The organism is Actinopolymorpha sp. NPDC004070 (assembly GCF_040610475.1).
Classification (GTDB): Bacteria; Actinomycetota; Actinomycetes; order Propionibacteriales; family Actinopolymorphaceae; genus Actinopolymorpha.
The window spans coordinates 130,807-157,573 of sequence record NZ_JBEXMJ010000005.1; the positions used below are offsets into that span (position 1 = coordinate 130,807).

The 26,767-nt window shown below is 72.3% G+C and carries 24 protein-coding genes; 13 read left to right on the forward strand and 11 right to left on the reverse strand.

Features of this window, described 5'->3' with window-relative positions; all coding sequences use genetic code 11:
- Positions 1-63: 63 nt before the first annotated feature.
- The 4 genes from larE to ABZV93_RS11345 form a co-directional block, all read right to left on the reverse strand.
- On the reverse strand, positions 64-1,506 hold the full coding sequence (gene larE, locus ABZV93_RS11330; protein WP_354933546.1) for an ATP-dependent sacrificial sulfur transferase LarE: 1,443 nt from the start codon (positions 1,504-1,506) through the stop codon (positions 64-66).
- Positions 1,507-1,576: 70 nt separating this feature from the next.
- The gene (locus ABZV93_RS11335; protein WP_354933548.1) at positions 1,577-2,443 is read right to left on the reverse strand and encodes an META domain-containing protein; all 867 of its coding nucleotides are present in this window, start codon (positions 2,441-2,443) and stop codon (positions 1,577-1,579) included.
- Between the two features lie 97 nt (positions 2,444-2,540).
- Positions 2,541-3,047 carry a type 1 glutamine amidotransferase domain-containing protein gene (locus ABZV93_RS11340; RefSeq protein ID WP_354933550.1) on the reverse strand — a complete coding sequence of 169 codons (507 nt, stop codon included), beginning with the start codon at positions 3,045-3,047 and terminating at the stop codon, positions 2,541-2,543.
- A gap of 146 nt (positions 3,048-3,193) precedes the next feature.
- Positions 3,194-4,348 carry a lysylphosphatidylglycerol synthase domain-containing protein gene (locus tag ABZV93_RS11345; protein WP_354933552.1) on the reverse strand — a complete coding sequence of 385 codons (1,155 nt, stop codon included), beginning with the start codon at positions 4,346-4,348 and terminating at the stop codon, positions 3,194-3,196.
- A gap of 347 nt (positions 4,349-4,695) precedes the next feature.
- On the opposite strand from ABZV93_RS11345, the gene ABZV93_RS11350 reads away from it, so the two are divergent.
- Positions 4,696-6,972 carry a helicase-associated domain-containing protein gene (locus ABZV93_RS11350; RefSeq protein WP_354933554.1) on the forward strand — a complete coding sequence of 759 codons (2,277 nt, stop codon included), beginning with the start codon at positions 4,696-4,698 and terminating at the stop codon, positions 6,970-6,972.
- Positions 6,973-7,098: 126 nt separating this feature from the next.
- A complete protein-coding gene (locus ABZV93_RS11355) occupies positions 7,099-7,941 on the forward strand; it encodes a DUF3152 domain-containing protein (RefSeq protein ID WP_354933556.1) in 843 nt (280 codons plus the stop codon).
- Positions 7,942-8,010: 69 nt separating this feature from the next.
- On the opposite strand, the gene ABZV93_RS11360 is transcribed toward ABZV93_RS11355, so the two are convergent.
- The 3 genes from ABZV93_RS11360 to ABZV93_RS11370 are packed head-to-tail and all read right to left on the reverse strand — an operon-like array spanning position 8,011 to position 10,646.
- On the reverse strand, positions 8,011-8,877 hold the full coding sequence (locus tag ABZV93_RS11360) for an HAD-IIA family hydrolase (RefSeq protein WP_354933558.1): 867 nt from the start codon (positions 8,875-8,877) through the stop codon (positions 8,011-8,013).
- Between the two features lie 25 nt (positions 8,878-8,902).
- Positions 8,903-10,186, reverse strand: a complete 1,284-nt coding sequence (locus tag ABZV93_RS11365; protein WP_354933560.1) for an ArsB/NhaD family transporter — start codon at positions 10,184-10,186, stop codon at positions 8,903-8,905.
- Positions 10,187-10,199: 13 nt separating this feature from the next.
- Positions 10,200-10,646 (reverse strand): CBS domain-containing protein, encoded by a 447-nt coding sequence (locus ABZV93_RS11370; protein WP_354933562.1) that lies wholly within the window; start codon positions 10,644-10,646, stop codon positions 10,200-10,202.
- 277 nt (positions 10,647-10,923) lie between these two features.
- Here ABZV93_RS11370 and ABZV93_RS11375 point away from each other — a divergent pair, with 277 nt between their 5' ends.
- Positions 10,924-11,535: a CGNR zinc finger domain-containing protein gene (locus ABZV93_RS11375; protein WP_354933564.1), complete on the forward strand. Its 612-nt coding sequence runs from the start codon at positions 10,924-10,926 to the stop codon at positions 11,533-11,535.
- A gap of 145 nt (positions 11,536-11,680) precedes the next feature.
- Positions 11,681-13,336 carry a DNA repair helicase XPB gene (locus ABZV93_RS11380; protein WP_354933566.1) on the forward strand — a complete coding sequence of 552 codons (1,656 nt, stop codon included), beginning with the start codon at positions 11,681-11,683 and terminating at the stop codon, positions 13,334-13,336.
- Between the two features lie 136 nt (positions 13,337-13,472).
- Here ABZV93_RS11380 and ABZV93_RS11385 read toward each other — a convergent pair whose 3' ends face one another.
- The gene (locus tag ABZV93_RS11385) at positions 13,473-15,413 is read right to left on the reverse strand and encodes a glycoside hydrolase domain-containing protein (protein WP_354933568.1); all 1,941 of its coding nucleotides are present in this window, start codon (positions 15,411-15,413) and stop codon (positions 13,473-13,475) included.
- 298 nt (positions 15,414-15,711) lie between these two features.
- Between ABZV93_RS11385 and ABZV93_RS11390 the strand changes: the two genes are divergently transcribed.
- From ABZV93_RS11390 to ABZV93_RS11405, 4 genes are all read left to right on the forward strand, one after another.
- Positions 15,712-17,910 (forward strand): AAA family ATPase, encoded by a 2,199-nt coding sequence (locus ABZV93_RS11390; protein ID WP_354933570.1) that lies wholly within the window; start codon positions 15,712-15,714, stop codon positions 17,908-17,910.
- 76 nt (positions 17,911-17,986) lie between these two features.
- Positions 17,987-18,694, forward strand: coding sequence for a metal-dependent phosphohydrolase (locus ABZV93_RS11395; protein WP_354933572.1), 708 nt, complete (start codon positions 17,987-17,989; stop codon positions 18,692-18,694).
- A 120-nt stretch (positions 18,695-18,814) separates the two neighbouring features.
- On the forward strand, positions 18,815-20,125 hold the full coding sequence (locus ABZV93_RS11400; RefSeq protein ID WP_354933574.1) for a hypothetical protein: 1,311 nt from the start codon (positions 18,815-18,817) through the stop codon (positions 20,123-20,125).
- A 75-nt stretch (positions 20,126-20,200) separates the two neighbouring features.
- Positions 20,201-21,751, forward strand: coding sequence for a beta-N-acetylhexosaminidase (locus tag ABZV93_RS11405; RefSeq protein ID WP_354933576.1), 1,551 nt, complete (start codon positions 20,201-20,203; stop codon positions 21,749-21,751).
- Between the two features lie 26 nt (positions 21,752-21,777).
- Here ABZV93_RS11405 and ABZV93_RS11410 read toward each other — a convergent pair whose 3' ends face one another.
- Both ABZV93_RS11410 and ABZV93_RS11415 read right to left on the reverse strand, forming a co-directional pair.
- Positions 21,778-22,041 (reverse strand): DUF4031 domain-containing protein, encoded by a 264-nt coding sequence (locus ABZV93_RS11410; protein WP_354933578.1) that lies wholly within the window; start codon positions 22,039-22,041, stop codon positions 21,778-21,780.
- Positions 22,038-22,820, reverse strand: a complete 783-nt coding sequence (locus ABZV93_RS11415) for a copper homeostasis protein CutC (RefSeq protein ID WP_354933580.1) — start codon at positions 22,818-22,820, stop codon at positions 22,038-22,040. The genes ABZV93_RS11410 and ABZV93_RS11415 overlap by 4 nt, the downstream gene beginning before the upstream one ends.
- Before the next feature lie 27 nt (positions 22,821-22,847).
- On the opposite strand from ABZV93_RS11415, the gene ABZV93_RS11420 reads away from it, so the two are divergent.
- Together ABZV93_RS11420 and ABZV93_RS11425 are read left to right on the forward strand one after the other, a co-directional pair.
- The gene (locus tag ABZV93_RS11420; RefSeq protein WP_354933582.1) at positions 22,848-23,189 is read left to right on the forward strand and encodes a hypothetical protein; all 342 of its coding nucleotides are present in this window, start codon (positions 22,848-22,850) and stop codon (positions 23,187-23,189) included.
- 157 nt (positions 23,190-23,346) lie between these two features.
- Entirely contained in the window at positions 23,347-24,105 is a 759-nt protein-coding gene (locus ABZV93_RS11425) for an RraA family protein (protein WP_354933584.1), read from the forward strand.
- 86 nt (positions 24,106-24,191) lie between these two features.
- Here the strand turns inward: ABZV93_RS11425 and ABZV93_RS11430 are convergent, their stop codons facing one another.
- Positions 24,192-25,121, reverse strand: a complete 930-nt coding sequence (locus ABZV93_RS11430) for a helix-turn-helix transcriptional regulator (protein WP_354933586.1) — start codon at positions 25,119-25,121, stop codon at positions 24,192-24,194.
- A gap of 244 nt (positions 25,122-25,365) precedes the next feature.
- Here ABZV93_RS11430 and ABZV93_RS11435 point away from each other — a divergent pair, with 244 nt between their 5' ends.
- From ABZV93_RS11435 to ABZV93_RS11445, 3 genes are all read left to right on the forward strand, one after another.
- Positions 25,366-25,695: a hypothetical protein gene (locus ABZV93_RS11435; RefSeq protein WP_354933588.1), complete on the forward strand. Its 330-nt coding sequence runs from the start codon at positions 25,366-25,368 to the stop codon at positions 25,693-25,695.
- 180 nt (positions 25,696-25,875) lie between these two features.
- Positions 25,876-26,001, forward strand: a complete 126-nt coding sequence (locus ABZV93_RS11440) for a hypothetical protein (RefSeq protein ID WP_354933590.1) — start codon at positions 25,876-25,878, stop codon at positions 25,999-26,001.
- Between the two features lie 320 nt (positions 26,002-26,321).
- A complete protein-coding gene (locus ABZV93_RS11445; RefSeq protein WP_354933592.1) occupies positions 26,322-26,753 on the forward strand; it encodes a hypothetical protein in 432 nt (143 codons plus the stop codon).
- The last annotated feature ends 14 nt before the right edge of the window (positions 26,754-26,767 follow it).

The following is a 26,767-nucleotide window of genomic DNA, read 5'->3' on the forward strand; positions in this document are numbered from 1 at the left end:
GCGCGGCGCCCGCGCTCCACTACTTAGATCAGCTTCGCCGGTAACGGCTTGCGTCCGGCCGGCTCAGCGGTAGCGCGTGGGATCGGGCAGCAGCTCGTTCATCGCACCGGAACGGAAGCCCTTGGGGTCGACCTCCGCCACGTCGAAACCGGCCGCGAGGACCGCCTCGACCGCCTCGTCCATCGACGCCACCTGGTCGACGAGCTCGGCGTCCACCTCGATCCGGGCGGTGTCGCCGAGGTCGCGGACCCGCAGGTTGCGATACGGCGTACCGGACTCGGCCAGGACCGCGCGCAGGGCGACCTCGGCCTGTTCGACCCGGGCCAGCCGGGCCGGGGTGATCGCGAGGCCGTACGCGATCCGGCTGGACAGACAGGCCGCGGCCGGCTTGTCCCAGGTGGGAAGCCCCCAGCGCCGGGAGGCCTCGCGTACCTGCTCCTTGGTGAAGCCGGCGTCGCGCAACGGCGTGACCGCGCCCCGCTCGGCGGCCGCGCGGATGCCCGGACGGAACCCGGCCCGCGCGTCGTCGGCGTTGGTGCCGGTGGCGATGTGGGTGAGCCCGAGCTGCTCGGCCAGCGGGCCGAGGACCTCCACCAGCTCCGCCTTGCAGAAGTAGCAGCGGTCGCCGGCGTTGGCGCGGTAGCCGTCGCGGGCCATCTCGTCGGTGTGCGGCGTGTGGTGCTCGACGCCGAGGGACTGGGCGAACTCCCGCGCCGGGTCGAGTTCGGCGTCCGGCAGCGACGGCGACACCGCGGTCGCCGCGGCCACCTTCTCCGGTCCGAGCGCGCGCACCGCGGCGGCCAGCAGGAACGCCGAGTCGGCACCGCCGGAGAACGCCACCAGCACCGAGCCCAGGCCCGCGAGCTGGTCGTTGAGATCTGCCAGCCGCTGCTCGAGCAGGTGGTCCTCCAGCCAGTACGGGAAGTCGGCCAGGTCGGCGAGCACCACGTCGGCACCGGCCGCGCGCAACTCCTCCGCGGGCACCGGACCGGTGGCGACACCGAGCGCGAGCGCCCCTGCGGCCCGGGCACCCCGGACGTCACCGAGGTGGTCGCCGGCGTAGATGGCCGCACCGCGTGCCAGCAGGACCTCGCCCTTCTGCTCCGCCCACACGTCGCCGATGACCTCGTCCACCTCCAGCCCGAAGTGCTCGACGTGCAGCTTCGCGTGGGCGGTGTTCTTCGCGGTGACGACGAGTACCCGGCCGCCGTGCCGGCGTACGGCGGCGATCGCCTCGGCCGCACCGGGCATCAGCGACGCCGCGCCGATCGCGGTGTCGGCGTACAGGCTGCGATAGAGAGCGACGACGTCGGTCACCTGCTCGGGCGGGAACCACAGTCCCGCTTCGTACTCCAGCGGTGGACCGAGCCGGCTCACCGCGAGCGCACTGTCGACGGCGACGCCCGTGCGGGCGGACACCGCGTCCCACACCGCGGCGATGCCGGGGCGGGAGTCGATCAGGGTCATGTCCAGGTCGAAACCGACGACGAACGTATCCGGGGCCACCCCTTGACCTTACGGGCTTTCGGACGGTAACCGACCTTCCACCCGTCGTGCGGCCAGAACCGGACCACCGTCATCGGCTCGCTCGGTGCGCGGTGAGGACGAGTCCCTTGCCGTCGGGTCCGTCGAGGGTGAGCTGGTCACCGTCGATGTGGTACGCCACCGGCTCACCGCTTTGAACGATTGCCAGGACGTGGACTTCGGTGCGGTCCCGGTCGAGGTCGATGCATTTCGCCACGTGGGTAAAGATCATTCCGAAGGTCAGGTGCGTGCTCGTGTGGGTCACCGGGCCGCCCATGCCGTTACACCCGTCCGACCCTCTCATCTCGTTCTCGGAGAAGACCATCTCGGCGTCGGCCGACCGCGCGATCGTGGACGCGGTGTCGCCGTCCACCAGCGTCGTCACGTCCCAGCGGGTGCCGAGCAGCGGACGGTCCGGGTCGGCCACCTTGCGGTCGAGCAACACGATCCGGGTGCCCTGGTGCGGCCGGTCGGCAGTCAGGACGAGCCGGTGCCCGCTGACCTGCCAGGCAGGTTCGGCGGCCAGGAAGCTCGTCAGCCACTGGTCCTGCGCGTGCCGGGGCGCGTCACAGCCGATGTCGGTGCCGGCGATCTCTCCGACAGCCAACCGGTCGTCCTTCAGCGCGACCGAACCGCCCATGGACGAGCATCCGGCGTCGACGGCCAACCGGTCGTCCTCGGTGAACTCCAGCCGGATCCGGGTGCCGGGCGCGAGCGTCCGCGGTGTGCCCGCCTCGGTCACCTCGGTGGAGAGGTACGTGTGACCGGTCGGCTCGGCCTGCTCCGTCGTGGTCGACGTCGTGCCGGCCGCGCGGCCGCAGCCGGCGCACGCGAGCACGAACAGCACGACCGCGAGCGGAGCGAGGGCGCCGTGGATGCCGGGGATGCCGGACCGGGTGGCGGAGCGCGCGGGCTTCATGTCGTACGGACGGCGAAGCCCCGCCCCGGGTTGCCCGGGACGGGGCGTTCGGCGTGCTCGTTCGCGGCGGGGTGCCGGCGGGCCGGACCCCCGCGGCTCAGGGCAGCTGCTTGAGCAGCGCCGCGCAGAACGCCGGCAGGTCGTCCGGCGTACGGGAGGTGATGAGGTTGCCGTCCTCGACGACTTCCTGGTCGACCCAGGTGGCGCCGGCGTTCTTCAGGTCGGTGCGAATCGAGGCGACCGACGTCACCGTGCGGCCGCGCACGATGTCGGCCTCGGCCAGCACCCAGCCCGCGTGGCAGATCGCCGCCACCGGCTTGCCGGCCTCGTGGACACCGCGGGCGATGGCGACCGACGCCTCGTCGGTGCGCACCTTGTCCGGGGAGTAGCCGCCGGGTACGACAACTGCGTCGAACTCGTCGGCACGCACGTCGGTCGAGCCCTTGTCGATGGTGACCTTGGAGCCTTTCTTGCCGGTGACCTGCTTGCCGGACTCCTTGCCCACCACGACCGCCTCGTGCCCGGCGTCGCGGACCGCGTCGTAGGGCTGCTGGAACTCCGAGTCCTCGAAGACGTCGGCGAGGAGGAACGCGACCTTCGCCATGTGGGGCTCCTTCCGTGCTCGGATGTGTGCTCTGGTCTGGCGCCCGCGGCCCTCGGCCGGAGCTGGGCCTGGGCGGGCGGTACGTCCTTCCTACCCGACGCGTCCGCCCGCACGCACATCCGTTCGAGGGGCTCCGGTGATCTTGTTCACAACAGGCCGCGGCGGCGCATCACGCCGACACTCACCGCACCGGCCGGCAGCAGCATCCACAGCGTGACGAGGCGGAACAACGCGACCGCGGGCAGCGCCACCGCCAGCCCCACGCCGGTCGCGGCGAGCGCGGCGGCCAGCGCGGCGTCGACCGTGCCGAGGCCACCGGGCACCGGCACGGCGTTGCCGGCGCTGGTGCCGAGCAGGAGTACGGCGGCGACGGTGAGGATCCCGAGGTGGCCGCCGAATGCGTGCACCGACGCCCACAGCGCGGTGATCAGGCCGGCGGAGATGAGGACGGCCCCGGTCAGGCTGACCAGCGCCCGCAGCGGGTGCGCGGCCATCGTGCGCAGCGACCGGGTGAGCTCCTTCGCCAGCGCGCGCACCTTGCGGGTGAGCCGGGCCGACCGGCGCAGCAGCACGGCGCCGACCACAACGAGGACGGCCAGGCCGCCGGCGGCGTACGGCGCGAACCGCGCCACGTCCCCCCGCAGCAGGTCGACGTCGGTGTTGGCGGCGTACGCGACCGGCGGAAGCAGGCACAGCGCCAGCAGCACCTGCACGCTCTGCGCCACCGAGACGGTGCCGACCGAGGCCGAGGTGCCGACGCCCGCGCGGCGGAGGTACTGCACGTTGACCGCGGCCGAGCCGACCGCGGCCGGCGACACGATCCGGACCAGCGAACCGGCCAGCTGCGCACCGAACGTCGCGCCGAACCGCAGCCGCACCGGGCTCGCGCCCATGAGGTTCCAGGCGTTGCCGGCGAGGGTGACGACCATGCCGAACACCGCGAGGCCCGCCCACCAGAGGTTCAGCTGCGACCGCCACAGTCCGAGGTCGATCGCGTGCCGGTTGTCGTAGGCCAGCACACTGACCAGCGCCACCACCGCGACCAGCAGCAGAATCTGCCGCGGCCGCCAGGAGAACTTGATTCCGGTCCGGCGTTCCGGCGCGGCGGTCGCGGGTGCGCCGGACGTCACCACCCGGGCCGTGGAGGGGGCGGGCGTGAGCGTGGACGGGCGTACCGGCGTCTCCGTTCGGTCCGCCACCGCGACCCGGCCCGCGGGCAGGTCACGACGCGGCCGCGCGTCCGTGCCCGGGGCACGTGGGGTCGCACGGGCCGGGACGGGCACCGGGGCGAGAGTGGTCACCGGTCATCTCCTACCTGAACGGGACGGGCGTCAATCATCGGCACGGACCGGGTGATTCGTGCGGTCGGACGTCGGGCAGGTTCCAGGCTGCCGCCTGGGGCGGTCCCCCACATCAGGGAACGGCCGCGCGTGACCCTGGCGGGGCGCTCAGGGTGGCCCAGGGTCGCTGCGCGGGGTGCTGATCAGCCATGGCTCGATCCTGCCGGTCCGAACCCACCCGGGACGTCGCCCGATAGTCGGGACCTTGCTACGACCTGGGTAGGGCGCCTTGGTCGGCAAGGACGGCCGAAGGTGCCGTACGCCACACCGAGCGCGGCCCGCTTGCGCCGCGCTCTACGGTTGAGGTGATGCCCAGATCCACCTCGCGCCCCGCGACGCTACCGGAGACGTTGCGCGGGTTTGACGACGACGCGCTCGCGGAGCTGTTCCGCGCCCGTCCCGACCTGATGACGCCGCTGCCGTCCGATCTCGCGCAGCTCGCGTCCCGTTCCACCACCCGCAGCTCGCTGGCCCGCACGCTCGACCAGCTCGACCGGCGGGCGCTGGCGGTGCTGGAGGCGTTCGTCGTACTCCCCCGGCCGGCCGCCGAGACCGCGGTCCGCGCGCTGGCCGGTCTGCCGGATGCCCGTGTCAAGGAGACGTTGGCGCAGCTGCGCGGCCTCGCCCTGGTGTGGGGTCCCAGGGACGCACTGGAAGTACCCGTCGCGCTCGCGGACCTGCTCGGCCCCTACCCCGCCGGCCTCGGCCCGCCCACCGAACTCGGCGACCTCGGCGACCCTGCCGACGACGGGCGGATCGCCGCGTTGCTGGCCGAGGCGGGGCCGGAGGCCCGGGCGGTCGCCGAACGACTCGCCGCCGGGCCGCCGGTCGGGATCGTGACCGCCGCCGACCGGCCGGTCACGGTGGAGACCGCGCGTACTCCCGTCGAACGGTTGCGTGCCCGCGGCCTGCTCACCGCGGCGGACGCCCGCTCGGTGGTGCTGCCGCGCGAGGTCGGCCTGCACCTGCGGGGTGGCCGGCTCTACCCCGCCGAGCAGCTGACCCCGCCCACGCTGGAGGGCACCACCCGCGACCCTGCGCTGGTCGACCGCACCGCGGCCGGCACCACGCTGGAGGTGGTACGACAGGTCGAGCAACTGCTGGACACGTGGGGCGCGGACCCGCCGTCGGTGCTGCGCGCGGGCGGCCTCGGAGTCCGCGACCTGCGGCGCACCGCCGCCGGCCTCGGCGTGTCCGAGCCGAGCGCGGCGCTGTTGCTGGAGACGGCGTTCGCGGCCGGCCTGGTCGCCGTGGGCGAGGACGACTCCTGGCTGCCGACGCCGGCGTACGACACCTGGCTCGCCCTGGACACCGAGCACCGCTGGGCCCGGCTGGCCACCGCGTGGCTGGACTCTCCCCGCGTACCCGCCCTGGTTGGCAGCAGGGACGAACGCGACCGGCCGCGGCAGGCGCTGTCGGCCGAGCTGGAGCGCTCCGTGGCCCCCGGCATCCGCCGGCTGGTGCTCGCCGCCCTGGCCGACGCCGACGCGGGTACGGCACCGAGCGCCGAGGTGGTCGTGGCGTGGGTGCGCTGGCGGCGGCCCCGGCGGATGACGGCGTTCGTGGAACAGCTCGTCGCCTGGACGCTGGAGGAGGCGTCCGCGTGGGGTGTCACCGGGCTCGGTGCGCTGGCCGGCCACGGGCGGGCCCTGTTGTCGGGCGCGGCGGGTGAGGAGGCGGCCGCCGCCGAACTCTCTCCGCACCTTCCCGAACCCGTCGACCACGTGCTCCTGCAGGCCGACCTCACCGCCGTCGCGCCCGGACCGCTGCGCCCGGACCTCGCCAGGTCGCTGGCGGCGATGGCGGACGCGGAGTCGCACGGCGGCGCCACCGTCTACCGCTTCACCGAGACTTCCGTACGCCGCGCACTGGACGCCGGCCGCACCGCCGCCGAACTCCACGAGCTCCTGGCCCACCATTCCGCGACTCCGGTGCCCCAGCCGCTGTCGTACCTCGTCGACGACGTCGCTCGCCGGCACGGCCACCTGCGGGCCGGGTCCGCGACGGCCTACCTGCGCTGCGACGACCCGGCGCTGCTGGACTCCGTGCTCGCGGACCGTCGTACGGCAGCCCTCGGGCTGCGCCGCATCGCGCCGACGGTGGTGGTTGCCCGCCAGCCCGTACGCGCCCTGGTCGACGAGCTCCGCGCGCTCGGCTTCTCCCCGGTCCCCGAGACCGCCGACGGGGCGCTGATGCTCAGCGAGACCCGGGTCGGGCGTACGACGGAAACCCCACAGCGCACGCCGGTCACGGCGGGTTCCCGTACGCCCGAACCAGAGGTGCTGGCGGCCGCGGTCCGCGCGGTCCGGGCCGGTGACCGGGCGCGCGCGTCCCGGCCGGCGGGCGCGACGGTCGGACAGTTGCGCCGGACGCCCTCCGGTGAGGCCGTCGACGTCCTGCGGGCCGCGCTGGCAGGTGGCTGGTCGGTGTGGATGGGGTACGTGGACCAGCAGGGGGGTGCCCTGGATCGGATCGTCGATCCGGTACGCATCGACGGCGGCTGGCTGACGGCGTACGACCATGCCGCCGGTGAGGCGCGCACGTTCGCGTTGCACCGCGTCACCGGCGCGGCTCCGGTCGACTAGGCGGCAGGTTCCGCGCAGTGGTCGACTAGGGTTCCCTCGGGTTCGAGCGGAGGGGGCCGGAACTAGATGGTCAGTCGTAAGGGGAGGCGACTCCAGCGACGCCGACGGCTCCGGCGCTCACTGACCGTGCTCGCTTCGGCCGCCGTGGTCGCGGTCGCCCTGATCGCGGGCATGCGCGGTCTGGCGCCGGCGAATCCGTTCGACCGAAACGCCGCCCCGCGGATGCTCGACGCGGCGAACAGGACCGGCGGCGAGCGCGCTGGATCCGACGACCCGAAGGGGTCCGGCGATGCCGGTGACTCCGACTCCAACGCGGCGTCGGAGGGTGTCCGGGCGGTCCTGCGGGGTTCACCGGACCGGATCTCCCGAAGCGAGGGCCGTACCTCCCCGGCTGCCCCGCGGCCGACACCCGAGCCGACCCCGAGCCCGGTGACCGTCCCCGACCACGGGTCAGGTGAGCTGGTGGCGGCGCCGGGACACACCGCGCCGTTCGGAACCGGCCGTGTCGTGCGCTACCGGGTCGAGGTGGAGGACTCCCTGCCCTGGCGCCCGGCCGACGTCGCCCGTGTGGTCGACGCCACTCTCGCCGACCGGCGCAGCTGGGCAGCGGCGGGGCGGGCGAGATTCGAGCGCGTCTCCGGCGAGAAATTCGACCTGCGCATCGTCATCGCCTCACCGGACACCACCGACAAGCTCTGCGCGCCGCTGGGCACCGGCGGAGAGCTCTCCTGCCGGATGGGTGATCACGTCGCGATCAACGCCCGCCGGTGGGCGGAGGCCGTCCCGGCGTTCGGCGGCGACGTCCTGAAATATCGCCGGTACGTCGTCAACCACGAGGTCGGGCACGCCCTCGGCGAGAGCCACGCGCGCTGCCCGGGCCCGGGCAGGCCGGCGCCGGTGATGATGCAGCAGACCAAGAGTGTCGGCTCCTGCCGGGCCAACGCCTGGCCACTGCGCTCGGAGTTGTGAGCCCCGTCTCCCGGGCCCCGTGTCCTGGGCCCCTGTCTCCCGGGCCTCCGTCTCCCGGGCCCCCGTGGCCTAGGACGTCCTGCCGGCCAGCGTGTCCGGGAGTTCCGCGATGCTGTCCAGGACGAACGTCGGAGCCGGCCGCAGTGCCGCGGCGCCCGCCCGGTCGGTGATGCCGGTGAGCACCAGAGCGGTCGCCACGCCGCCGCGGTGGCCGAGTTCGATGTCGGTGCCCGGGCGGTCGCCGACCACCACGGCCTCCGCCGGGGAGCAGCCGAGGCGTTCCAGCGCCGCGGCCAGCATGAGGGGCGACGGCTTGCCGGCGACCGCCTCCACCCGGCGTCCGGTGGTCGCCTCCAGCGCCGCGATGATGCCGCCGCAGTCGGGCACCTCGCCGCCCTCGACCGGGCAGGTCGGATCGGGGTTGGTGGCCACGAACCGCGCACCGGCCCGCAGCGCGTTGAACGCCTCCAGCCAGGTCTCGTACCGGAACGTCCGGTCGAAGGACGCCACCACCACCTCGGCCTGGTCGCCGGAGTCCACCAGCACCGCGCCGGCGGCAGTGAGCTCGCGGCGCAGGCTCTCCTCGCCAAGGAGGTACACCTTCGCGCCGGGGGTCTCCTCGGCGAGCCAGCGTCCCATCACCACACCGGAGGTGAGCACGTCGTCGGCGGTGGCCGTGATGCCGAGCCCGGTGAGGCGTTCGGCGTATGACACGGGGTCGCGCAGCGGGTTGTTGGAGACGAACAGCACCTGCACGCCGTCGGCGCGCAGGCGGGCCAGCGCCTCCACCGCCCCCGGCACCGGCCGGCCGGACAGGTAGACGGTGCCGTCCAGGTCGCAGATCACCGCGCGGACGCGTTCGGGTGCGGCGGCGGACTCGAGGCCGGCCGCCGGATCGGGCACGGCCGCTGAGTCGGGAGTCGGGAGCGCGTTCATCACGGCCAAGCCTGGCACGTGCGCGTCAGGTGTAGCGGAGCAGGAGGTACGGCAGCGCCAGCGCGATCGAGATCGCGGCCACCAGCGCGCCGTACTTGGTGAACTCCCAGAAGCTGATCGGGAAGCCGTTGCGCTTGGCGATGCCGAGGGCGACGACGTTCGCGCTGGCGCCGACGGCGGTGGCGTTCCCGCCCAGGTCGGCACCCAGCGCGAGTGCCCACCACAGGCCGGTCTGCCCGGCGAGCGGCCCGTGCGGACCGGTGAGTTCGGCGACGACGGGCGCCATCGTCGCCACGAACGGGATGTTGTCGACGATCGCCGACAGGAACGCCGAGCCGACCAGCAGGACGCCGATCGCCAGCGCCGGCTTGCCGCCGGTCGCCTCCGCCATCCAGTTCGCGATGGCGTCGATCACGCCGACCTTCACCAGCGCACCGACCATGACGAACAGGCCCATGAAGAAGACGAGCGTCTCCCACTCGACCTCCTCCAGGTAGGTGCCGGACGACAGTCCGCTGACCAGCACCAGCACTCCGGCGCCGAGCAGCGCGACGATGGAGGGTTCGACGTGCAGCACCGGGTGGAGGACGAAGCCGAGCAGGACGCCCGCGAGCACCACCAGCGAGCGGCACAGCAGGGGGACGTCGTTGATCGCCTCGCGTTCGGACAGCGACATCACCTCGGCCACGCGTTCGGGGTCGGCCTCGAACGCGTGCCGGAACAGCCACCTGCACACCGCGAGGAAGACGACCAGCAGGACCACGATGAACGGGGCCAGGTTGACGAGGAAGTCGTTGAACGTCAGGCCGGCACGGCTGGCGATGATGATGTTGGGCGGGTCACCGACCAGGGTCGAGGTGCCGCCGATGTTGGAGGCGAGGACCTCCGCGATGAGGAAGGGTTCGGGGCGTACACCGATCCGCTGGCACACCAGCAGCGTGACCGGGGCGATCAGCAGGACGGTCGTCACGTTGTCCAGCAGCGCCGAGGCCACCGCGGTGAGCAGGCACAGCAGCACCAGAACGCGGTAGGGCCGCCCGCGCGCGCGTTTGGCCGCCCAGATCGCGAGGAACTCGAAGATGCCGGTCTGGCGGAGCACCCCGACGATGATCATCATGCCGAGGAGCAGGAAAACGACGTTCCAGTCGATGCCGCTCGCGGGCGAGTAGAAGACGTCGTGGGCGCCGACGATCCCAAGTGCCAGTACGACACCGGCTCCGCCGAGGGCAGCCGCCAGCCGGGGAACCCGTTCGGTGGCGATGAGGGTGTAGGCGACGACGAACGCGGCGACCGCGATCCACAGGCTCATGTGGCGTGCAGGCTCATCTGGTGTGCAGGGACAACGACAGCAGCCGGGACGCGGTGACCACGCCCAGCACGCTGTCGTCGTCGACGATGGCGACCAGCGGGCAGCGCAGCCGGGCCATCACGGCCGCGAGTTCCAGCACAGTGTCGTCCCCGTGCAGCACCGGGAGGTCCTTGGTCCGCGGCGGCAGGAGGTCTCCGACCCGGCGGCCGGCGAGCTCGTTGACGATCCGGTCGGCCGCCCGCTCGTCCAGGACGCGGGCCAGCGAGGGATCCTCCTGGACGTAGCCCGGGATGACGAACCGCACCACCTGCGAGGCGGGGAGCACGGCGATCGGGCGGCCGCCCTCGCCGGTCACCACCAGGCCGGGCAGCCGGTGCTCGCCCATCAGCCGGGCGGCGTCCAGGGCGTCGTCGTCGACGTGGACCGACGGGTAGTCCTCGACCAGATCACGAGCCAGCATGGCCCGCACGCTACCCGGTCGCCGATGCCCTGGTCAGCGCCGTCGCTCGTACGGGCGGTCGCCGGTCCGCGTCTTCGCTACTCGGTCTCAGCCGGCCCCGTCAGCGGACAGCGGCGAAGGCCGCGTCGGTGAGCCCGCGCCAGACCAGCCCGACCTCGGCGAACCCGGCGGCCCGCAGGTGGTCCAAGTGGGTGGTGTACGGCGGCCCGCCTTCAAAGTAATAGTCACTGACGACTTGTGAGGATTACATCTCAGAGGCGTGGAGTAAGGTGCACAAGTGGACTTTCTCCGTTACGCCGACCGCGCGGCGACCATGGTCAACGCGCCGCTGGAGGACGAGGACGACCTGCGGGCCCTGCTTGCCGACCGGCCCTGGCTGGCCGAGCGCGTCGGTGCGGCCGACGTCCGCGCGTTGCGCCGGCTCCGGCGCGACCTGAGACCGGTGTTCACCCGGACGACGGACCCCGAAACGGACGCCGATACCGCCACGGACAGCGGCAGTGACTCCCACAGCCGCAGCGGCACCGACGCCGGCCGGGACGCCGCCCACGCCGCGGAACACGTGGTCGAGCGGCTCAACGAGCTCCTCGCCCGCCATCCGGTGTCGCCGTTCATCTCCGGGCACGGCGGGCAGGGGCTCCACCTGCACGTCGCCGAACGCCGGTCCTCTGTGGCCGAAACCCTCGCCGCGGAAGGGTTGATGGGACTGGCGATCGTGGTCTGCGATCTCGGCCCGGACCGGCTGGGCGAGTGCCAGGCGGACCGCTGCGACCAGGTGTTCGTCGACACCTCCCCCAACCGTTCCCGCCGCTACTGCTCCGACCGGTGCTCCTCGCGGGCCAACGTCGCCGCGTTCCGGGCCCGCCGCCGGGCGGCCGCGGCACCATGATTCCCCCGACCCTGCCGACCCTGCCGACCCTCCGACACCACGGCTCCCTGACCCTCGCGGTCCCCGCGGCCCGCCGCGGAACACCGCGGCCTTGCCCGGGGTTGGACACTGGAGTGACACCCCCGACGCCCCACCCGGAGATCTCGTGAACGACGGACCGTTGATCGTCCAGTCCGACAAGACCCTGCTGCTGGAGGTGGGGCATCCCGCGGCGGACGAGGCGCGCAAGGCGATCGCGCCGTTCGCCGAGCTCGAGCGTGCACCCGAGCACGTCCACACCTACCGCCTCACCCCGCTCGGGCTGTGGAACGCCCGCGCCGCCGGGCACGACGCCGAGCAGGTGGTCGACACGCTGCTGCGGTTCAGCCGGTACGCCGTGCCCCACGCGCTGCTGGTGGACATCGCCGACACCATGGCCCGCTACGGCCGGCTGCGGCTGGACAACCACCCCTCGCACGGGCTGGTCCTGGTGACCACCGACCGCCCGGTGCTGGAGGAGGTGATGCGCAGCGCGAAGCTCAAGCCGATGCTCGGCGCGCGCATCGACCCCGACACGGTGGCGGTGCACCCCTCCGAGCGCGGTCATGTCAAGCAGGCCTTGCTCAAGCTCGGCTGGCCGGCCGAGGACACCGCGGGCTACGTCGACGGCGAGGCGCACCAGATCGACCTGCTCCAGGACGACTGGTCCCTGCGGCCCTACCAACAGCAGGCCGCGGACGCCTTCTGGCACGGGGGTTCCGGCGTCGTCGTACTCCCCTGTGGTGCCGGCAAGACCCTGGTCGGTGCGGCCGCGATGGCCCACGCGAAGGCGACCACGCTGATCCTGGTCACCAACACCGTGTCCGCCCGGCAGTGGAAGGACGAGCTGATCCGCCGCACGTCCCTGACCGAGGACGAGATCGGTGAGTACTCCGGTGCCCGCAAGGAGATCCGGCCGGTCACCATCGCGACGTATCAGGTGATGACGTCGCGGCGTAAGGGCGCCTACACCCACCTGGAGCTCTTCGGTGCGCGCGACTGGGGCCTGGTGCTCTACGACGAGGTGCACCTGCTGCCGGCGCCGATCTTCCGGATGACCGCCGACCTGCAGGCCCGGCGCAGGCTGGGGTTGACGGCGACGCTCGTCCGCGAGGACGGCCGGGAGGGCGACGTGTTCTCCCTGATCGGGCCGAAGCGCTACGACGCGCCCTGGAAGGACATCGAGTCCCAGGGCTGGATCGCACCGGCGGACTGCGTGGAGGTCCGGGTCACCCTCACCGACAGCGAACGCATCACCTACGCCACCGCCGAGGTCGACGAGCGTTACCGCCTCGCGTGTACGACCGACACCAAGGCCCGGGTGGTCTGCCGGCTGGCCGAACAGCACCGCGGCGAACCCACGCTGGTGATCGGTCAGTACATCGACCAACTGGACGAGCTCGCCGCCCGGCTGGACGCCCCGATCATCAAGGGCGAGACGACCGTCCGCGAACGCCAGCGGCTGTTCGAGGCGTTCCGCAGCGGCGAGATCAGCCTGCTGGTGGTGTCCAAGGTCGCGAACTTCTCCATCGACCTGCCCGAGGCGGCGGTGGCCATCCAGGTCTCCGGCACCTTCGGGTCCCGGCAGGAGGAGGCACAACGGCTGGGGCGGCTGCTGCGGCCCAAGCACGACAAGCGGGCCGCGCGCTTCTACGCCGTGGTGTCCCGGGACACCGTCGACCAGGACTTCGCCGCGCACCGTCAACGTTTCCTTGCAGAGCAGGGGTATGCCTACCGCATCGTCGACGCCGACGACGTGCTCTCCGGCGAGATGCCCAGCTGACTCAGCTGACCCACCTGACTCACCCGACCCACCCGGTTGGATTCCCCAACCGGACAAGGGCCGCCCGGCACGTCGCCGGGCGGCCCTTGTCTCGGTTGCAGACCCGCTGCCCCGCGGGCAGCTGTGCTCGATTCCCTTACGGGCAACGCGGAATCGTCGCGGTGTACCCCGGCCGGCCGGTCGTCATCGTGTACCAGTCGGAGACCCAGCCACCGTTGTCCAGCTTGTCCCACACCCGGCTCTTGCCGACCTGCGTGCCCGTGCGCTGGCACAGGATGTTCGCCATCCCGCCGTACAGGATCTGGCCGACCTGGGAGTAGTTCGTTCCCGGTCCGGACCGCACCCGCAGCGCGTCGGTCCACACGGTGTACGAGTACCGGCACTTGGGGATCGGCGCGGAGTACCCGCGCTTGTTCGGCGTACCCACGTACAGGTCGCTGACGTAGGTGCCGTCGGCGAGGCGGTCCCAGACGGTGGTCGCACCGACCTGGCTGCCCGCGGTCTGGCAGAGCACGTTGACGTTGCTGCCCGACTCCCGGCGACCGACGGCCGGGTAGGCCGTACCCGGTCCCTTGCGCGTCACCAGGTCACCGCTGGAGATCACCTCGTGCACGAACTTCGCCGAGCCCTGCAGCGAGTCGACCCGGTCGCTGTCGATCTCGATCCGCCGGCCACCCCAGCTCTCGGTGTGCGGACCGCGGTACTGCTTGATCCGCTGGTGCATCGCCCACTTCGAGTCGGCGACGTACTGCTCGCCCCACACGGTCGGCTTGCCGTCCCACCGGGCCGTCCAGATGACGTCCGGCCGGGCGAAGGTGTTGGACACGTAGACCCCGGACAGGTCGCGGATTCCCGACGAGGCGCTGGAGTAGACGCCGGACAGGTAACCGCCGTCGTGGAGGCGCTTGGTCCAGCCGTTCAGGAACGCGAGCACGATCCGGCGACAGGAGGCGCTCCGGGTGTCGTACCCCTCCATGTCGTTGTAGATCGTGCTGCCGGGGGCCAGCCCGAACCGCCGCGCGTCGGCGATCGCGTCCTCCGCCGCGGCCACGCCCTGCCCACCGGGGTTGGTGGTCCGGATCGGGCCGAGGTCACCCTGCAGCGCGCACGGTGCCTGCCGCCCGACGTAGATCGGGGTGAGCTTCCATCCCATTCCGGCGACGGTGCGTACCCAACCGGCACTCAGGTTGCCATCCGGGCAGGCCCGGTTGACGCCGCCGATGTAGATGCCGACGCTGCGGTACGGCGAGGCCAGCCAGGCCCGCATCGTGGTCGCGGACGGGGCGCCGCAGGTGTCGAACCCCAGCCCCCGGAAGCGCGTCGTGGTGGAGCCGGCCGGCATGGAGGGCGGGTCGCTCAGGCCGGTCGTCCCGGCCGGCCCCGACAGCGCCGTACCGCCGCCTGCGCGCTTCGGCCCGGTGTAGGTGGCGTCGGCGAGGATCGCCTCGACCAGCGCCGGCCGGTCGCCGTACGCCATGGTGGCGACCAGCCCGGTGCCGGTCAGGTCGAAGTGCGCCTCCTGGTCCGCGGTGGCGCCGGCCGTGACCGAGGTCGTCCGGCCGGGACGAAGCCTGCGAACCTCGGCGCCCCTTCCCAGCGACGCCGGGGCCTTCGCCTTCGCCCACGGGGCCGACGCGGCCGGCTGGACCAGCACCGCCTCGGTGCGGCCCACCGCGCGGGCCGGACAGCGCTGGTCGGCACCGGGCCTGCCCAGGTAGAGCGCCGGCCGGTCGAAACGTACGCACGTCCGCGGGTCGCGGTCGAGGTCGTGCACGGCCCAGGTGGCGGGGACCGTGAGCCGGAGCCCGCGGTACACGACCGTCCGGGTCGCGCCCTTCGTCAGGGTGGCGACCCGGCCGGCGCCCGCGCGGGCGGACTGGACACCGTCGGAGGTGGGGGTGGTCGCGCCGACCGCGGCGTTCGCCACGGTGGCGGACGTGGTCACGGCACTCGTCCCCGCGACCATGCCGGCGACGGCGAGAGCGAGACCGACGCGGTTGCGGGCGGCCCTCCGACCGCCGGTCACCGGAAGGAAGCGCCGTACACCGGCCAGGTATGTGTGGTCAGGTCTGATCACGATCCGCCTTTCCCGTAGGAGTCCCCCGGCGAAAACAGCTGATGGTGACTGGTGCACGACCGATATGGACACGAAGAGCGTCCGGAGACGCACTCACCGCGCACAGCATCACATTCGACAAGCCGGTCAGAGCGCACAGGTGGGAACCACACGCATGTAGTTCCCCGTTCGTCCGGGGTCGGCCAGGCGCCCTGTGCACGACGTCAGCAACCGGCCGACCGGCGTCCACAAACCGGTCGATCGGACGCCGTTCGCGTGTTAACCTGCCTGGCCGTTTTTCACGGGAGGACGCCGCCCCATGCCGACGCACGAAACTCTCCAGCCACCCGATACCAGCCCAGAAACCAACCCCGCTACCAACCCAGCCGGTCCGGTCGGCTCCGCCGATCCGCTGACCGCCGAACAGGCCCACCTCGCCGCGTCGCGCGACGCGCTGCGCCGGATGCGCGAACGCACCGAGTCGCTGAAGGCCGAGGGCGGCAACGCCGTCTCCACCGAGTACCTCAAGGCCACGCTCTACCACCGGGCCCGTTCCCTCGCCGACGACCCGAGCACACCGTTGTTCTTCGGCCGGCTCGACTACGCGCCCGGCGCCGGTCCCACCGAGGACCTGCCCGGTGGCCGCACCCGTCCCGCCCAACGCGGCGAGCGCTTCTACATCGGCCGCCGGCACGTCACCGACGCCGAGGGCGACCCGATGGTGGTCGACTGGCGCGCCGGGGTGTCCCGCCCCTTCTACCGCGCGACCAGGGGTGCGCCGATGGGCGTGCAGCTGCGGCGGAGGTTCGGCTTCCACCACGCCGACCTGACGGCGTACGAGGACGAACACCTCACCGACCGGTCCGAGACCGACGCCGCGAGCTCGATCCTGGAGACCGAGATCGAGCGGCCCCGCGTGGGGCCGATGCGCGACATCGTGGCCACCATCCAGCCCGAGCAGGACGACATCGTCCGCGCCGACCTCGCCGGCACCGTGGCCGTCCAGGGGGCACCGGGCACGGGCAAGACGGCCGTCGGCCTGCACCGCGCCGCGTTCCTGCTCTACGCCCACCGCGACCAGCTCCGCCGCCAGGGCGTCCTCGTCGTCGGCCCGAACGACTCCTTCCTCCGCTACATCGGGGACGTGCTCCCCGCCCTCGGTGAGATCGAGGCCCGGCAGGCCACGCTCCCCGAACTCGTCGGCCGGGTACGCATCCGGGCCGAGGAGCCCGCCGACGTGGCCACGCTGAAGGGCGACGCCCGGCTGGCGGAGGTGCTGCGCCGCGCTGTCTGGAGCAACCTGCGCGCCCCGTCCGAGGGTCTCCTGGTGCCGAGGGGCGCGCGGCGGTTCCGGGTTCCGTCGTACGAGGTCAGCGAGATCCTCGGCGGGATCCGTGACCGCGGCGTCCGCTACGGCGCCGGCCGGGCGATCCTGCCGCAGCGCCTCGCACACGCCGTCCTGCTGCGGATGGAGGCCGACGGCGACTCACCCGACGACCGCGTGCAGAACTCCGTCGCCCGCAGCCGGCCGGTCCGGGCGTACGCCGACCAGGTGTGGCCGGCGGTCGACCCGGTGCGGCTGGTCTTCCGGCTGCTGTCCGAACCCGCGTTCCTCGCCGAGCACGCCGACGGGCTGCTGGACGAGCGCGAACAGTCGCTGCTGGCCTGGCCCAAGCCGCCGCGTACGGCCGGGTCGGCCCGCTGGTCGCTGGCCGACGCGGTGCTCGTCGACGAGGTGGCCGACCTGCTCGAACGCACCCCGAGCCTGGGGCACGTCGTCCTGGACGAGGCGCAGGACCTGTCGCCGATGCAGCTGCGGGCCGTGGGCCGGCGCTGCTCGACGGGTTCGGCCACCGTGCTGGGCGACCTGGCCCAGGCGACCACGCCGTGGGCGACCCGTGCCTGGGACGAGGCGCTCGCGCACCTCGGCAAGCCGGACGGCCACGTCGAGGAGCTGACCAGGGGGTTCCGCGTACCCGCCGACGTGATCGCCTTCGCCGCCCGCCTGCTGCCACACATCGCGCCGACGCTCACCGCTCCCACGTCGGTCCGCCGGTCCCGCGGCGACCTGGAGGTGGTGGCTGCCGCCGATCCGGCAGCAGCGGTCGCGGCCACCGTGGGCGGCGTTCGGGCCGCTCTGGACCGGCCGGGGTCGGTGGGGCTGATCGTCGCCGACGCCCAGGTGGGCGCGGTGCGTGCCGCACTGGACCGAGCCGGTGTGGCGTACGCCCAGCTGGGCGAGGAGGGCGACGTCGACGCCCGGCTGGACGTCGTACCCGCGGCCCTGGCGAAGGGCTTGGAGTTCGACCATGTGGTCCTCGCCGAGCCGGCCCGGATCGTCGCCGGGGAGCATGACGAGGTGACCGGACTGCGCCGGCTCTACGTCTGCCTGACCCGCGCGGTGACCTCCCTCCGGGTCGTACACGCCGACCCCCTCCCCCGCCAGCTCACCACCGCGGGGGAGGTCGGCACCGTGTTCGGCCCGGCGGCCGAGGGCAGCTCGCTGATCGACTCATGAGGGTGAGCGTGCGGGTGGGGGCCGCGGTGGCGACACGAGCACGGCCGGGTGAGGATGGCGGCATGAGGACGGCCGGATGAGCCCCACCGTGGCCGACGAGGCGGACCTGCTGTGGCGCTGGACGGAGACGGTGAACCGTGCCGCGCGGGCCGCCGGAGCTGCCGACGCCGCCGGAGTGGCCGACGCCGACCGTGAGGCGGTGGGCCGGGACCTGCTCGCGCGCTACTCCGAACCCGCCCGCCGCTACCACGACGTACGCCACCTGACCGAGGTCCTCGACCGGATCGACCTGCTCGCCGACTTCGCCCGCCAGGTCGACACCGTCCGGCTGGCGGGGTGGTTCCACGACGCGATCTACGATCCGCACCGCGGCGACAACGAGGAGGCGTCCGCGCAACTGGCCGAGCAGGCGCTGGCCAGGTGCGGCGTGGGCGAGGCGGTCGCCGCGGAGGTGTCCCGGCTGGTCCTGCTCACCGCGGGGCACCAACCGGCCGCCGACGACGCCGACGGCGCGGTGCTGTGCGACGCCGACCTGGCCGTCCTGTCCACCGCGCCGGAGCGCTACGCGGTGTACGTCGCCGACGTCCGCGCGGAGTACGCCCACGTGCCCGACGAGGCGTTCCGCGAGGGCCGCGCGGCGATCCTGTCCGACCTCGCCGCCCGTGAACGCCTCTTCGGCACCGAGTACGGCCGGGCCCACTGGGAGAAGCGCGCCCGCCACAACCTCGCCGCAGAGCTCATCCTGCTGACCAGGCCTGAGGACCTGGTGCGGCCCGAGGAGTGAGCCACCGGCCACCAGCCCTCCACCGGCCACCAGCTCTCCGCCGGCCACCAGCTCTCCGGCGGTCACCGCCCGGCCGCTCCCCCGGCATCGCCCGGTGAGCCCGCGGGTAATGGAGAGGCCATGTCCGCCCGCACGCGCCGGCGACGCCTGACCAGCTTCCTCACCACCGAGAACCTCACCACCCTGGTCCTGCTGGCCGGCCTGCTCACCGGGTTCGTCGTCCTCGCCCGGATCGGTCTGGCCGACATCCCCGGTGCCCTGACGTTCGTGGGGCGGCTGACCGGCGGGCTGGCGGTGCTCGCGGCCGTCCTGGTCGGGCTGGCCGCGCTCGCGGTGGCCGACTACCGCGGCCGCCGGCGGGTCGCCAACTCCGGCGCGGCGATGCTGGTCGGCGTGCTCACCGTGGCGTTGTCCGCGGTGATGCTGATCGCGGTCGGCGTGTCCAGCGGGGACTACGAACCGGTGCCCGGCCGGTGGGTGCTGGCCACCAACTTCTGGCTGTGGCTGGCCCTGCTGGCCTGGTCGGCGTGGGCACTCGGCGTCCTGCACCGCCAGCACATCTGGGGGCAGATCCCCTATCCGCGCAGGTTCGCGCTGGGGGTGGCGCTGACCGCCGGGATCGCGATCGTCAACTTCGCGTACTCCCAGATCTACCAGCCGTTCGCGCTGCCGGTCAGCGTGTCGGCCAGCGCGGAGTTCGGGGCGCCGCGGCTCGCTCCGGACCGGCGGTCGGTCTTCGTCCCGCTCTCGGTCACGGTGAAGAACCGCGGGTCGGTCCCCGTGCACGTGCTCGGCACGTTGTACCAGGTCAGCGGGCGGCTGGGCAGTTACACACCGGCCGCCGGGATCGCCGATCGGCTGGTCGGACTGCGCGACGGGCGAGCACAGCTGCTCCGCGACACGACCGTGCGGGGGTACGAACTCGTCGGCGCCGGCCAGCTCGACTCCCTCCGCCCGGGCGACCGGCTGGAGGCGGGCGCGGAGACGACAGAAGTACGCCTGGTCCAGGTCCCGGTCAGCGCGGCGTACGACGCGATGGTCGCCTCCAGCCAGGTCACCGTGCTGCGCGGGGACCGGGCCACGATCTACGGGAGCTACTCCGTGCGGCCCAGCGTCCGGTCGGCCGGCGCGCCCGCCTGGGTGGCCGAGCCGGGGGTGGCGTACCTGAAGTACCACGCCCCGATCAGCCAGGCCAGCCACCTGCTCGGAGTCACCCGCGAACAGAAGTACGTCACGTTGTGGTGGGTGCTGGGCTCGCCGCGCGGCCGCTCGCCGTGGCCGTACCTCGCCGCCACCGTCGCCTCCGCGCACGAGGAGGACCTCGGCGGGATTCCGGCGTACGAGCAGAAGATCTCCCGCAGCTACGGCCTGACCACGGCGACCAGCGGCACCATCGAGGCGTCCCGTGCGGCGCTCACTCCCGCATCCTGAGCAGTGCTCACAAGTGAGCTGACGCGACTGTGCACAGTCACGTTCGGGCATGGACATGCCCTAGGCTGCCGAATCGTGATCCTTCCCAAGCCGCAGCAGCTCGAGCGCCTCGACGGCGCGTTCCATCTGACCAGCTCCGCCACGGTCCGCGCCGACGAGTCGTCGGCCCCGATCGTCGGGGCCCTGCGCCGGGCGCTGGCGCCGGCGACCGGTTTCGCGCTCGACGACGCCTCGGGAGACGACTCCGCCGCGATCACGCTGCGCGTCGACACCGGCCTGGTCGGGCCGGAGGCCTACCGCCTCAGCGTGACGCCCGACGGCGTGGAGATCGCGGGCAGCGACCCCTCCGGTGTCTTCTACGGGGTCCAGTCGCTGCGGCAGCTGCTTCCCCCGGAGATCTTCTCCCCCACCACGGTGGAGCGGCAGTGGGAGATCCCGGCGGTCGAGGTCGTCGACCGGCCGCGGTTCGGCTGGCGCGGGACGATGCTCGACGTGGCCCGGCACTTCATGCCGAAGGAGTTCGTCCTCAAGCTGATCGACCTGCTCGCCCTGCACAAGCTGAACGTCTTCCACTTCCACCTCACCGAGGACCAGGGCTGGCGCCTCGCGAGTGAGAAGTACCCCCGCCTCACCGAGGTCGGCGCCTACCGCCCGGAGACCCTTGTCGGGCACGCCCACCGCCCGGAGAGCGAGTTCACCTTCGACGGCACGCCGCACGGCGGCTACTACACCCAGGACGACATCCGGGAGATCGTGGCGTACGCCCAGGAGCGTTTCGTCACCGTCATCCCCGAGATCGACATGCCGGGGCACATGCTGGCCGCCATCGCCGCCTATCCCGAGCTCGGCAACGGCCTGAAGCCGGCGAAGGTATGGACCCGCTGGGGCATCAGCGAGCAGGTGCTCAACGTCGAGGACTCCACCCTCGACTTCTGCCGCGACATCCTGGACGAGGTGATGGGCCTCTTCCCGAGCCCGCTCATCCACTGCGGCGGCGACGAGTGCCCGAAGGCGGAGTGGAAGGTCAGCCCGGCCGCGCAGGAACGCATGCGGTCGCTCGGCCTCGCCGACGAGAACGCCCTGCAGGGGTGGTTCACCGCGCAGATGGCGGCCCACCTCGCCGACCGGGGCCGGCGGTTCGTCGGCTGGGACGAGGTGCTCGAGGGCGGCGGACCGGCCAACCTGCCCGAGGACGTCGTGGTCATGTCGTGGCGCAGCGAGGAAGGCGGCATCGAGGCGGCCCGCGGCGGGCTGGACGTGGTGATGGCGCCCTGCCAGACCGTCTACTTCGACTACTACCAGAGCGAGGACACCGACTCCGAGCCGCTGGCCATCGGCGGGTTCGCGCCGCTGGAGAAGGTCTACAACTACCGGCCGATCCCCGGCGAACTCGACGCCGAGGCCGCCCGGCACGTGCTCGGCGCGCAGTGCCAGCTGTGGACGGAGTACGTCCCGACGCCCGAGCACGCGGAGTACATGCTGTTCCCGCGGGTGTGCGCGTTCGCCGAGGCGGTGTGGCGCGACGAGACCGGCGGCGTGGAGGAGTACTCCGCGTTCCTGGACCGGCTGCGGCCACACCTCGCCCGGCTGGACACCGTGGGCGTCAACTACCGCAAGCTGGACTGAGTACGTCGAGTACGCCGAGTACGTCGTTACGTGCGGGGTTTGCGGCGGCGCAGGCCGGCGGCGGTGATCCGGGCCACGAGTTCCCGGCTCGTCACCGGCTGCGCGCCCGCCGCGAGCACCTCGGCGTACCTCGCCTCCGGTACGTCGTAGTGGTCACGGTGGAAGCCGCTCTCGGGCAGTCCACAGCGGCGGGCGAAGTCGTGCAGTTCCTCGAAGGACCGGTCGCTCACCAGATGCGACCAGACGGTGCCGCGCGCGGGCCAGGTCGGCGGGTCGAGGAGGAGCGTCACAGCTCCGGCACGCTTCCGCTCTCCTTCGCGGTCTCCCTCGCGGTCTCCTTCGCGGTCCCACTGGAGAGCAGGTCGAGCGCGCGGGCCACCTCGTCGTCGACCAGGGTGCGCCAGGCGCGGACGTACGACGCGTCGGCGTACGCCTTCCAGGAACGGTCCGGCCGGACCGCCGTACCCACGTGGAACGCCCGGATCCCGGCCTGCGCCAGCCACGGCACGTGATCGGCCCGCAGGCCCCCGCCGGCCATGATCCGGTCGGTGGCGAACGGGTCGGATTTCGCCCGCCGGGTCAGGTCGTCCAGGCCGGCCTCCACCCCGCGCGGCGAACCCGCGGTCAGCACGTGGGTGAGCCCCGGCAGCCGGCGAAGGTCCTGCCAGGCCCGGTCGGTCTCGAGCGCGTGGTCGACCGCCCGGTGGAACGTCCACGGCCGGTCGGGGAACTCCTCGACCAGAGCGCAGGTGGTCTCCTGGTCGATCTCGAGCGTGCCGGTGAGGAAGCCGAGCACGAAGCCGTCCGCGCCTGCCGCGACGTACGACGAGGCCAGTCCGCGCAGCCGGGCCACCTCGGCACCGGTTGCGCTGAACGTGTCGGACAGGCGCAGCATCACCCGGAGCGGAACGTTCGTACGCCGCCGGATCTCCTCCACCACCGACGGCTCCGGCGACAGGCCGTCGGCATCCATGTCGGTCACCAGCTCCACCCGGTCCGCGCCGCCGTCCTCCGCGGCCACGGCGTCGGCGACTCCGAGGGCGATGACCTCGAGCAAGGGACGCGTCATGGGACGAAGCCTGCCAGGATCGTGTCCGTGACGGACGACGACCCGCTGATCAACGCCCGAGCCCAGGTTTTTCACGACCTGCAGGCCTCCGGTCACGCCGACCCCCGAGGCGTGTCGATCCTCGAGGACGCGGTGGCCGAACGCCGGTGGTGGGTCGCGCAGTGGCCGGAGGGCGCGGACTATGTCGCCGGCCAGATCGCCCAGGACGTGCAGGACGCGCTGATGGACTCGGTGGGGCGCTGGCCCAGGTGCAAGGCCTGCGACGACGTCGAGCCGCACGAGCTGCGGATCGAACCCGAGCTCGGACCGAACCCGCACTGGGTCTGCGACCGCGGCGGGATCGACGTCGCCCCGCTCGGGGAGCTCTGACAGAGCGCGTCCTTCCGCTCACCCAGGCTGACCCATCCCGGACGTACGCCTTGGCGACAGACGGTTGTAGACAATAATCGGAGCGAGTCGAGGGCCCATCGGCGATCTCCCGTCCCCACGTGCGAGCTTCCGCATCCACGTACCGGAAAGGAACGCCATGACCACGGGCAAGACCGCCGCGTCCGCGGCGACCAGCCCCTCCGAAGTCGCCAGCCTCTACAAGTACCTCCGGGTCACCGACGTCGCCGACGCCATGGACGGCATCGGCTACTTCGACATCGGCCTGGTCTCACGCGACGTCCGCCCGCTGTGGCGCGGGATGAAGTTCTGGGGTGAGGCGGCGACGCTGCGCTGCGTACCCGCCAACCGTCCGATGTGGAAGCTCGACTCCACCGAGGACATCGTTGCCGCGCACGGCATCTGGTTCGAGGAGGTCGGCCGGCCCGCCGGTCTCGGCGACCTCCCGCCCGGCCACGTGATCGTCACCGACGGCGGCGGGGCGCGGGAGGTGGGCTTCTGGGGTTCGGCGAACGCCATGTCCGCCCACGCCAACGGCGCCGTCGGCATCGTCACCGACGGGTACTGCCGGGACACCGCCGAGATCGAGCTGCAGCGGACGCCGATATGCGCCGCGGCTCGCGGCCGGACGATCATTCCGGGCCGGATCGAGGCGGTCGAGGCCCAGGTAACCATCGGCTGTGGCGGAGTGCAGGTGCGGCCCGGCGACATCGTGGGCACCGACGACGACGGCGTGATCGTCGTACCCGCCGAGGTCGCGGGCGAGGTCGCGGTGCACGCCCGCGCGGTCCTGATCGCCGACATGCACGCCCGCCGGAAGTTGTACGAGAAGCTCGGCCGCGAGCCCGACGAGACGGTGGACATCGAGGCGGTCGAGGCGTACTACGCCGGCAGGTAGCGACGCCTGAGGTTCTCCGATCTCCCGGCAGTCGAAGCCGGAGGCCCTCCACGCCGAGCGGGGAGGGCCTTCGGCTTTCGTACGTACTAAAGCGAGGAGGGCGCCGCGGGCGTCACAACCTGGGCGACATCCGGTGAGGCCGAAGCTTTGCGAGGTTGCCGCCCGGTCAGCTCCCCGGCGGCCTTCCGGAGCAGAGTCACGCTGTCCTGTGCCGGGAGTGCGGCCTCCAGGAGGCGCTTCCACAGGGTCGCGTGAAGGCGTACCTCCTCCTCGCCGGTGAGCACGGTGTCGAACGCGAGGTTGTCGACCGTCACCAAGGTCTTGGAGAACGGCTCGGGGTACGTGTAGAGCCCGAACGCGCTCTTGGGTACGGCAGGACCCTTGATCTGGGCGTCCACGGGGAGCACCCGGATGTCGGCGTGCATGGGCTGCTCGGCAAGGTGGCGGAGCTGTTCGGCGAGCACGTCCTTCGGCACCGCGGGGCGGCGGACGATGAGCTCGTCGAGGATCACCTGGTACGTCGGCCGGCGCCGCCGCAACATCCGCTGCCGGTCAGCCCGACCGCGTACGACTCCCTGTCTGGTGATGGTCGGTTCGACGAACGTCAGGTCGTCGACCTCGGCGATGCTGCGTGCGTACGCCTCGGTCTGGAGCAGACCGGGAACCAGCGCCATGGCGTAGTCGCGGATCTGCGAAGCCCCCTGCTCGAGGTCGGCGTAGCGCGCCTGCCGGTGGCCCATCCGGCTGCTGTGCGCCTCCCACCAGCCGCGCTCGGCGGCGCCGCGCGCGGTGTCCACGAACAAGGTCCAGGCGTCTCCCTGGATGTTCAGCGCTTCGGCGATGTCGAGAATCTCGTCGATCTGCGGGCGCAGATGGCCGTTCTCCAGCTTGGACAGCTTCGCCTGGGACAGCCCGGTCGCCTTCGCGAGTTGCGCGTGGGTCATCTTCGCCCGTTGCCGATGAGCGATCAGCTCCTCGGAAAGACGCAGCCGACATACGTACGGACTGCTGATCACTGGCACCCCTTGCACCCGAATGATTCGCCCCTGGGGCATGACCCTAGCTCCTGTCAGGCGTGACGGACAGTGCCGAACAACGTGCAAAGCGTACTTGCAGACCTGGCCGAAGCCTGCCAAGGTGTGCATCATTCGGCAAATCGTCATCATGACGGCGAGCTGACACCCGCCGGTTCTCGTTCCCTCGGACGGCGCGGTGACGGCGCGCGGCGTGATGCGAACTCACACGACGGGGAGTGGCCGCATGGTCGAAACGCGGAGCGGGTGCAGTGAAACGCTCGTCGCGGGGAAGGCACCGCTCGTGGCCATCACAGCCAGACAGCGGGCGTACGAACTCGCCGAGCTGTTCACTCGTAGCGGGCTAGCCGCGGCGGTCGTCTGGGACGACCGGAAGTCCGCGTGGTGCGTGCGGGTGATCGAGCCCGCCGACGAGCGGCTGCACATGTGCCTGTGGCTCCGCGACAACCGGTGGACATGGGTTCCCGGCTGCGCCTGGAGCGCCGACGCCGGCGACTACGCCGCTGTCGTGCGGTTCGCGACCGCGTGGGTCACCGAGCATCGCGTCGCGCTCTGAACCCCCTCGGATTCCCGTACGCCGGTTGGGCATCCGTGCCCCGTCGACGTCCGGGTTGCAGGTCCCCGTCCATCCAGGGCGGGGCCGACGAAGAGTGGCCACCGCGGAGGCGCCGCACCTCTCGCAGGTGCGGCGGCGGTGGCCACGTCATGAGAAGACACCAAGAAAAGAGGTAGCGCCATGCAGGCAACAATCACCAACCCTGGCAACGGATCGAGCAGCGCCGACGAGTCGCTGTTCGGCTCGACCGGCATCAAGCGTGACCAGGTGACCGGACAGCAGTCCGGCCTCGGGCACGACGCCTGATCTCGCGCCGGGCAACCCGATAGTGGAGGGGTCCTCGGCGGCCACCGGGGACCCCTCCTGACCACCACTCCCACACCAGACCCGACAGGGGAAACCAGCATGAAGAGATGGCTACCGGCCACCCTAGCGATCACCTTCGCGACGCTCGGCCTTTCCGTCCCCGCCGCGAGTGCGCAACCACTCGACACCGAGACCGGCGTCCCGGTCGCGGTCGAGACGCCAGCGGCCGCGAACCCGTCATTGTGTGCGTTCTGCCCCCGCATCCACCAGCGCGGGGGCAGACTGCTTTCGGACTGACACAGTGCGTGATTGGAGGCGCCATGAGTAACGACGAAGCTAAGGCTCGGGATGCTCTGGCCGCCGGGCGTGCCGACGAGGCGATCGCCTACGCGTTGCTGGACGTGAAGTCCACGCTGCACGACCTGTGGTGGGCTACAGCGAAACGCAACGTCCAGACGAACACGTGGATGAGGACCCTCGCCCAGAAGGAAGGCCGCGCGGTCACCCTCCTCCGCCGCACCGGTACCCGCCCGGACATGTGGCGAGGTGAGTGGCACGCCGGGTCGACTGGAGGGATGAAGGCCTACGAGGCTGCCGACAAGGACGCCGTGCTTAGGTGGGCAGCAGACCTCCCGGCGGGGGTTCGGCTGATCCTCGACCCCGACAGCAACGAGTGGATTCCGTGGGAGGACATGGACGTGGAGGCCTACGTCACCCGCGACCCGGAGGATCGAGAGCAGCGGAGGACGTGACGGGGCGCGATCTC

Bases quoted from the DNA above. Each gene is read 5' to 3' on its own strand.
- ABZV93_RS11335 (WP_354933548.1), bottom strand. From the start codon at position 2,443: ATGAAGCCCGCGCGCTCCGCCACCCGGTCCGGCATCCCCGGCATCCAC.
- ABZV93_RS11340 (WP_354933550.1), bottom strand. From the start codon at position 3,047: ATGGCGAAGGTCGCGTTCCTCCTCGCCGACGTCTTCGAGGACTCGGAG.
- ABZV93_RS11350 (WP_354933554.1), top strand. From the start codon at position 4,696: ATGCCCAGATCCACCTCGCGCCCCGCGACGCTACCGGAGACGTTGCGC.
- ABZV93_RS11360 (WP_354933558.1), bottom strand. From the start codon at position 8,877: ATGAACGCGCTCCCGACTCCCGACTCAGCGGCCGTGCCCGATCCGGCG.
- ABZV93_RS11365 (WP_354933560.1), bottom strand. From the start codon at position 10,186: ATGAGCCTGTGGATCGCGGTCGCCGCGTTCGTCGTCGCCTACACCCTC.
- ABZV93_RS11370 (WP_354933562.1), bottom strand. From the start codon at position 10,646: ATGCTGGCTCGTGATCTGGTCGAGGACTACCCGTCGGTCCACGTCGAC.
- ABZV93_RS11390 (WP_354933570.1), top strand. From the start codon at position 15,712: ATGCCGACGCACGAAACTCTCCAGCCACCCGATACCAGCCCAGAAACC.
- ABZV93_RS11395 (WP_354933572.1), top strand. From the start codon at position 17,987: ATGAGCCCCACCGTGGCCGACGAGGCGGACCTGCTGTGGCGCTGGACG.
- ABZV93_RS11400 (WP_354933574.1), top strand. From the start codon at position 18,815: ATGTCCGCCCGCACGCGCCGGCGACGCCTGACCAGCTTCCTCACCACC.
- ABZV93_RS11415 (WP_354933580.1), bottom strand. From the start codon at position 22,820: ATGACGCGTCCCTTGCTCGAGGTCATCGCCCTCGGAGTCGCCGACGCC.
- ABZV93_RS11425 (WP_354933584.1), top strand. From the start codon at position 23,347: ATGACCACGGGCAAGACCGCCGCGTCCGCGGCGACCAGCCCCTCCGAA.
- ABZV93_RS11435 (WP_354933588.1), top strand. From the start codon at position 25,366: ATGGTCGAAACGCGGAGCGGGTGCAGTGAAACGCTCGTCGCGGGGAAG.
- ABZV93_RS11440 (WP_354933590.1), top strand. From the start codon at position 25,876: ATGCAGGCAACAATCACCAACCCTGGCAACGGATCGAGCAGCGCCGAC.
- ABZV93_RS11445 (WP_354933592.1), top strand. From the start codon at position 26,322: ATGAGTAACGACGAAGCTAAGGCTCGGGATGCTCTGGCCGCCGGGCGT.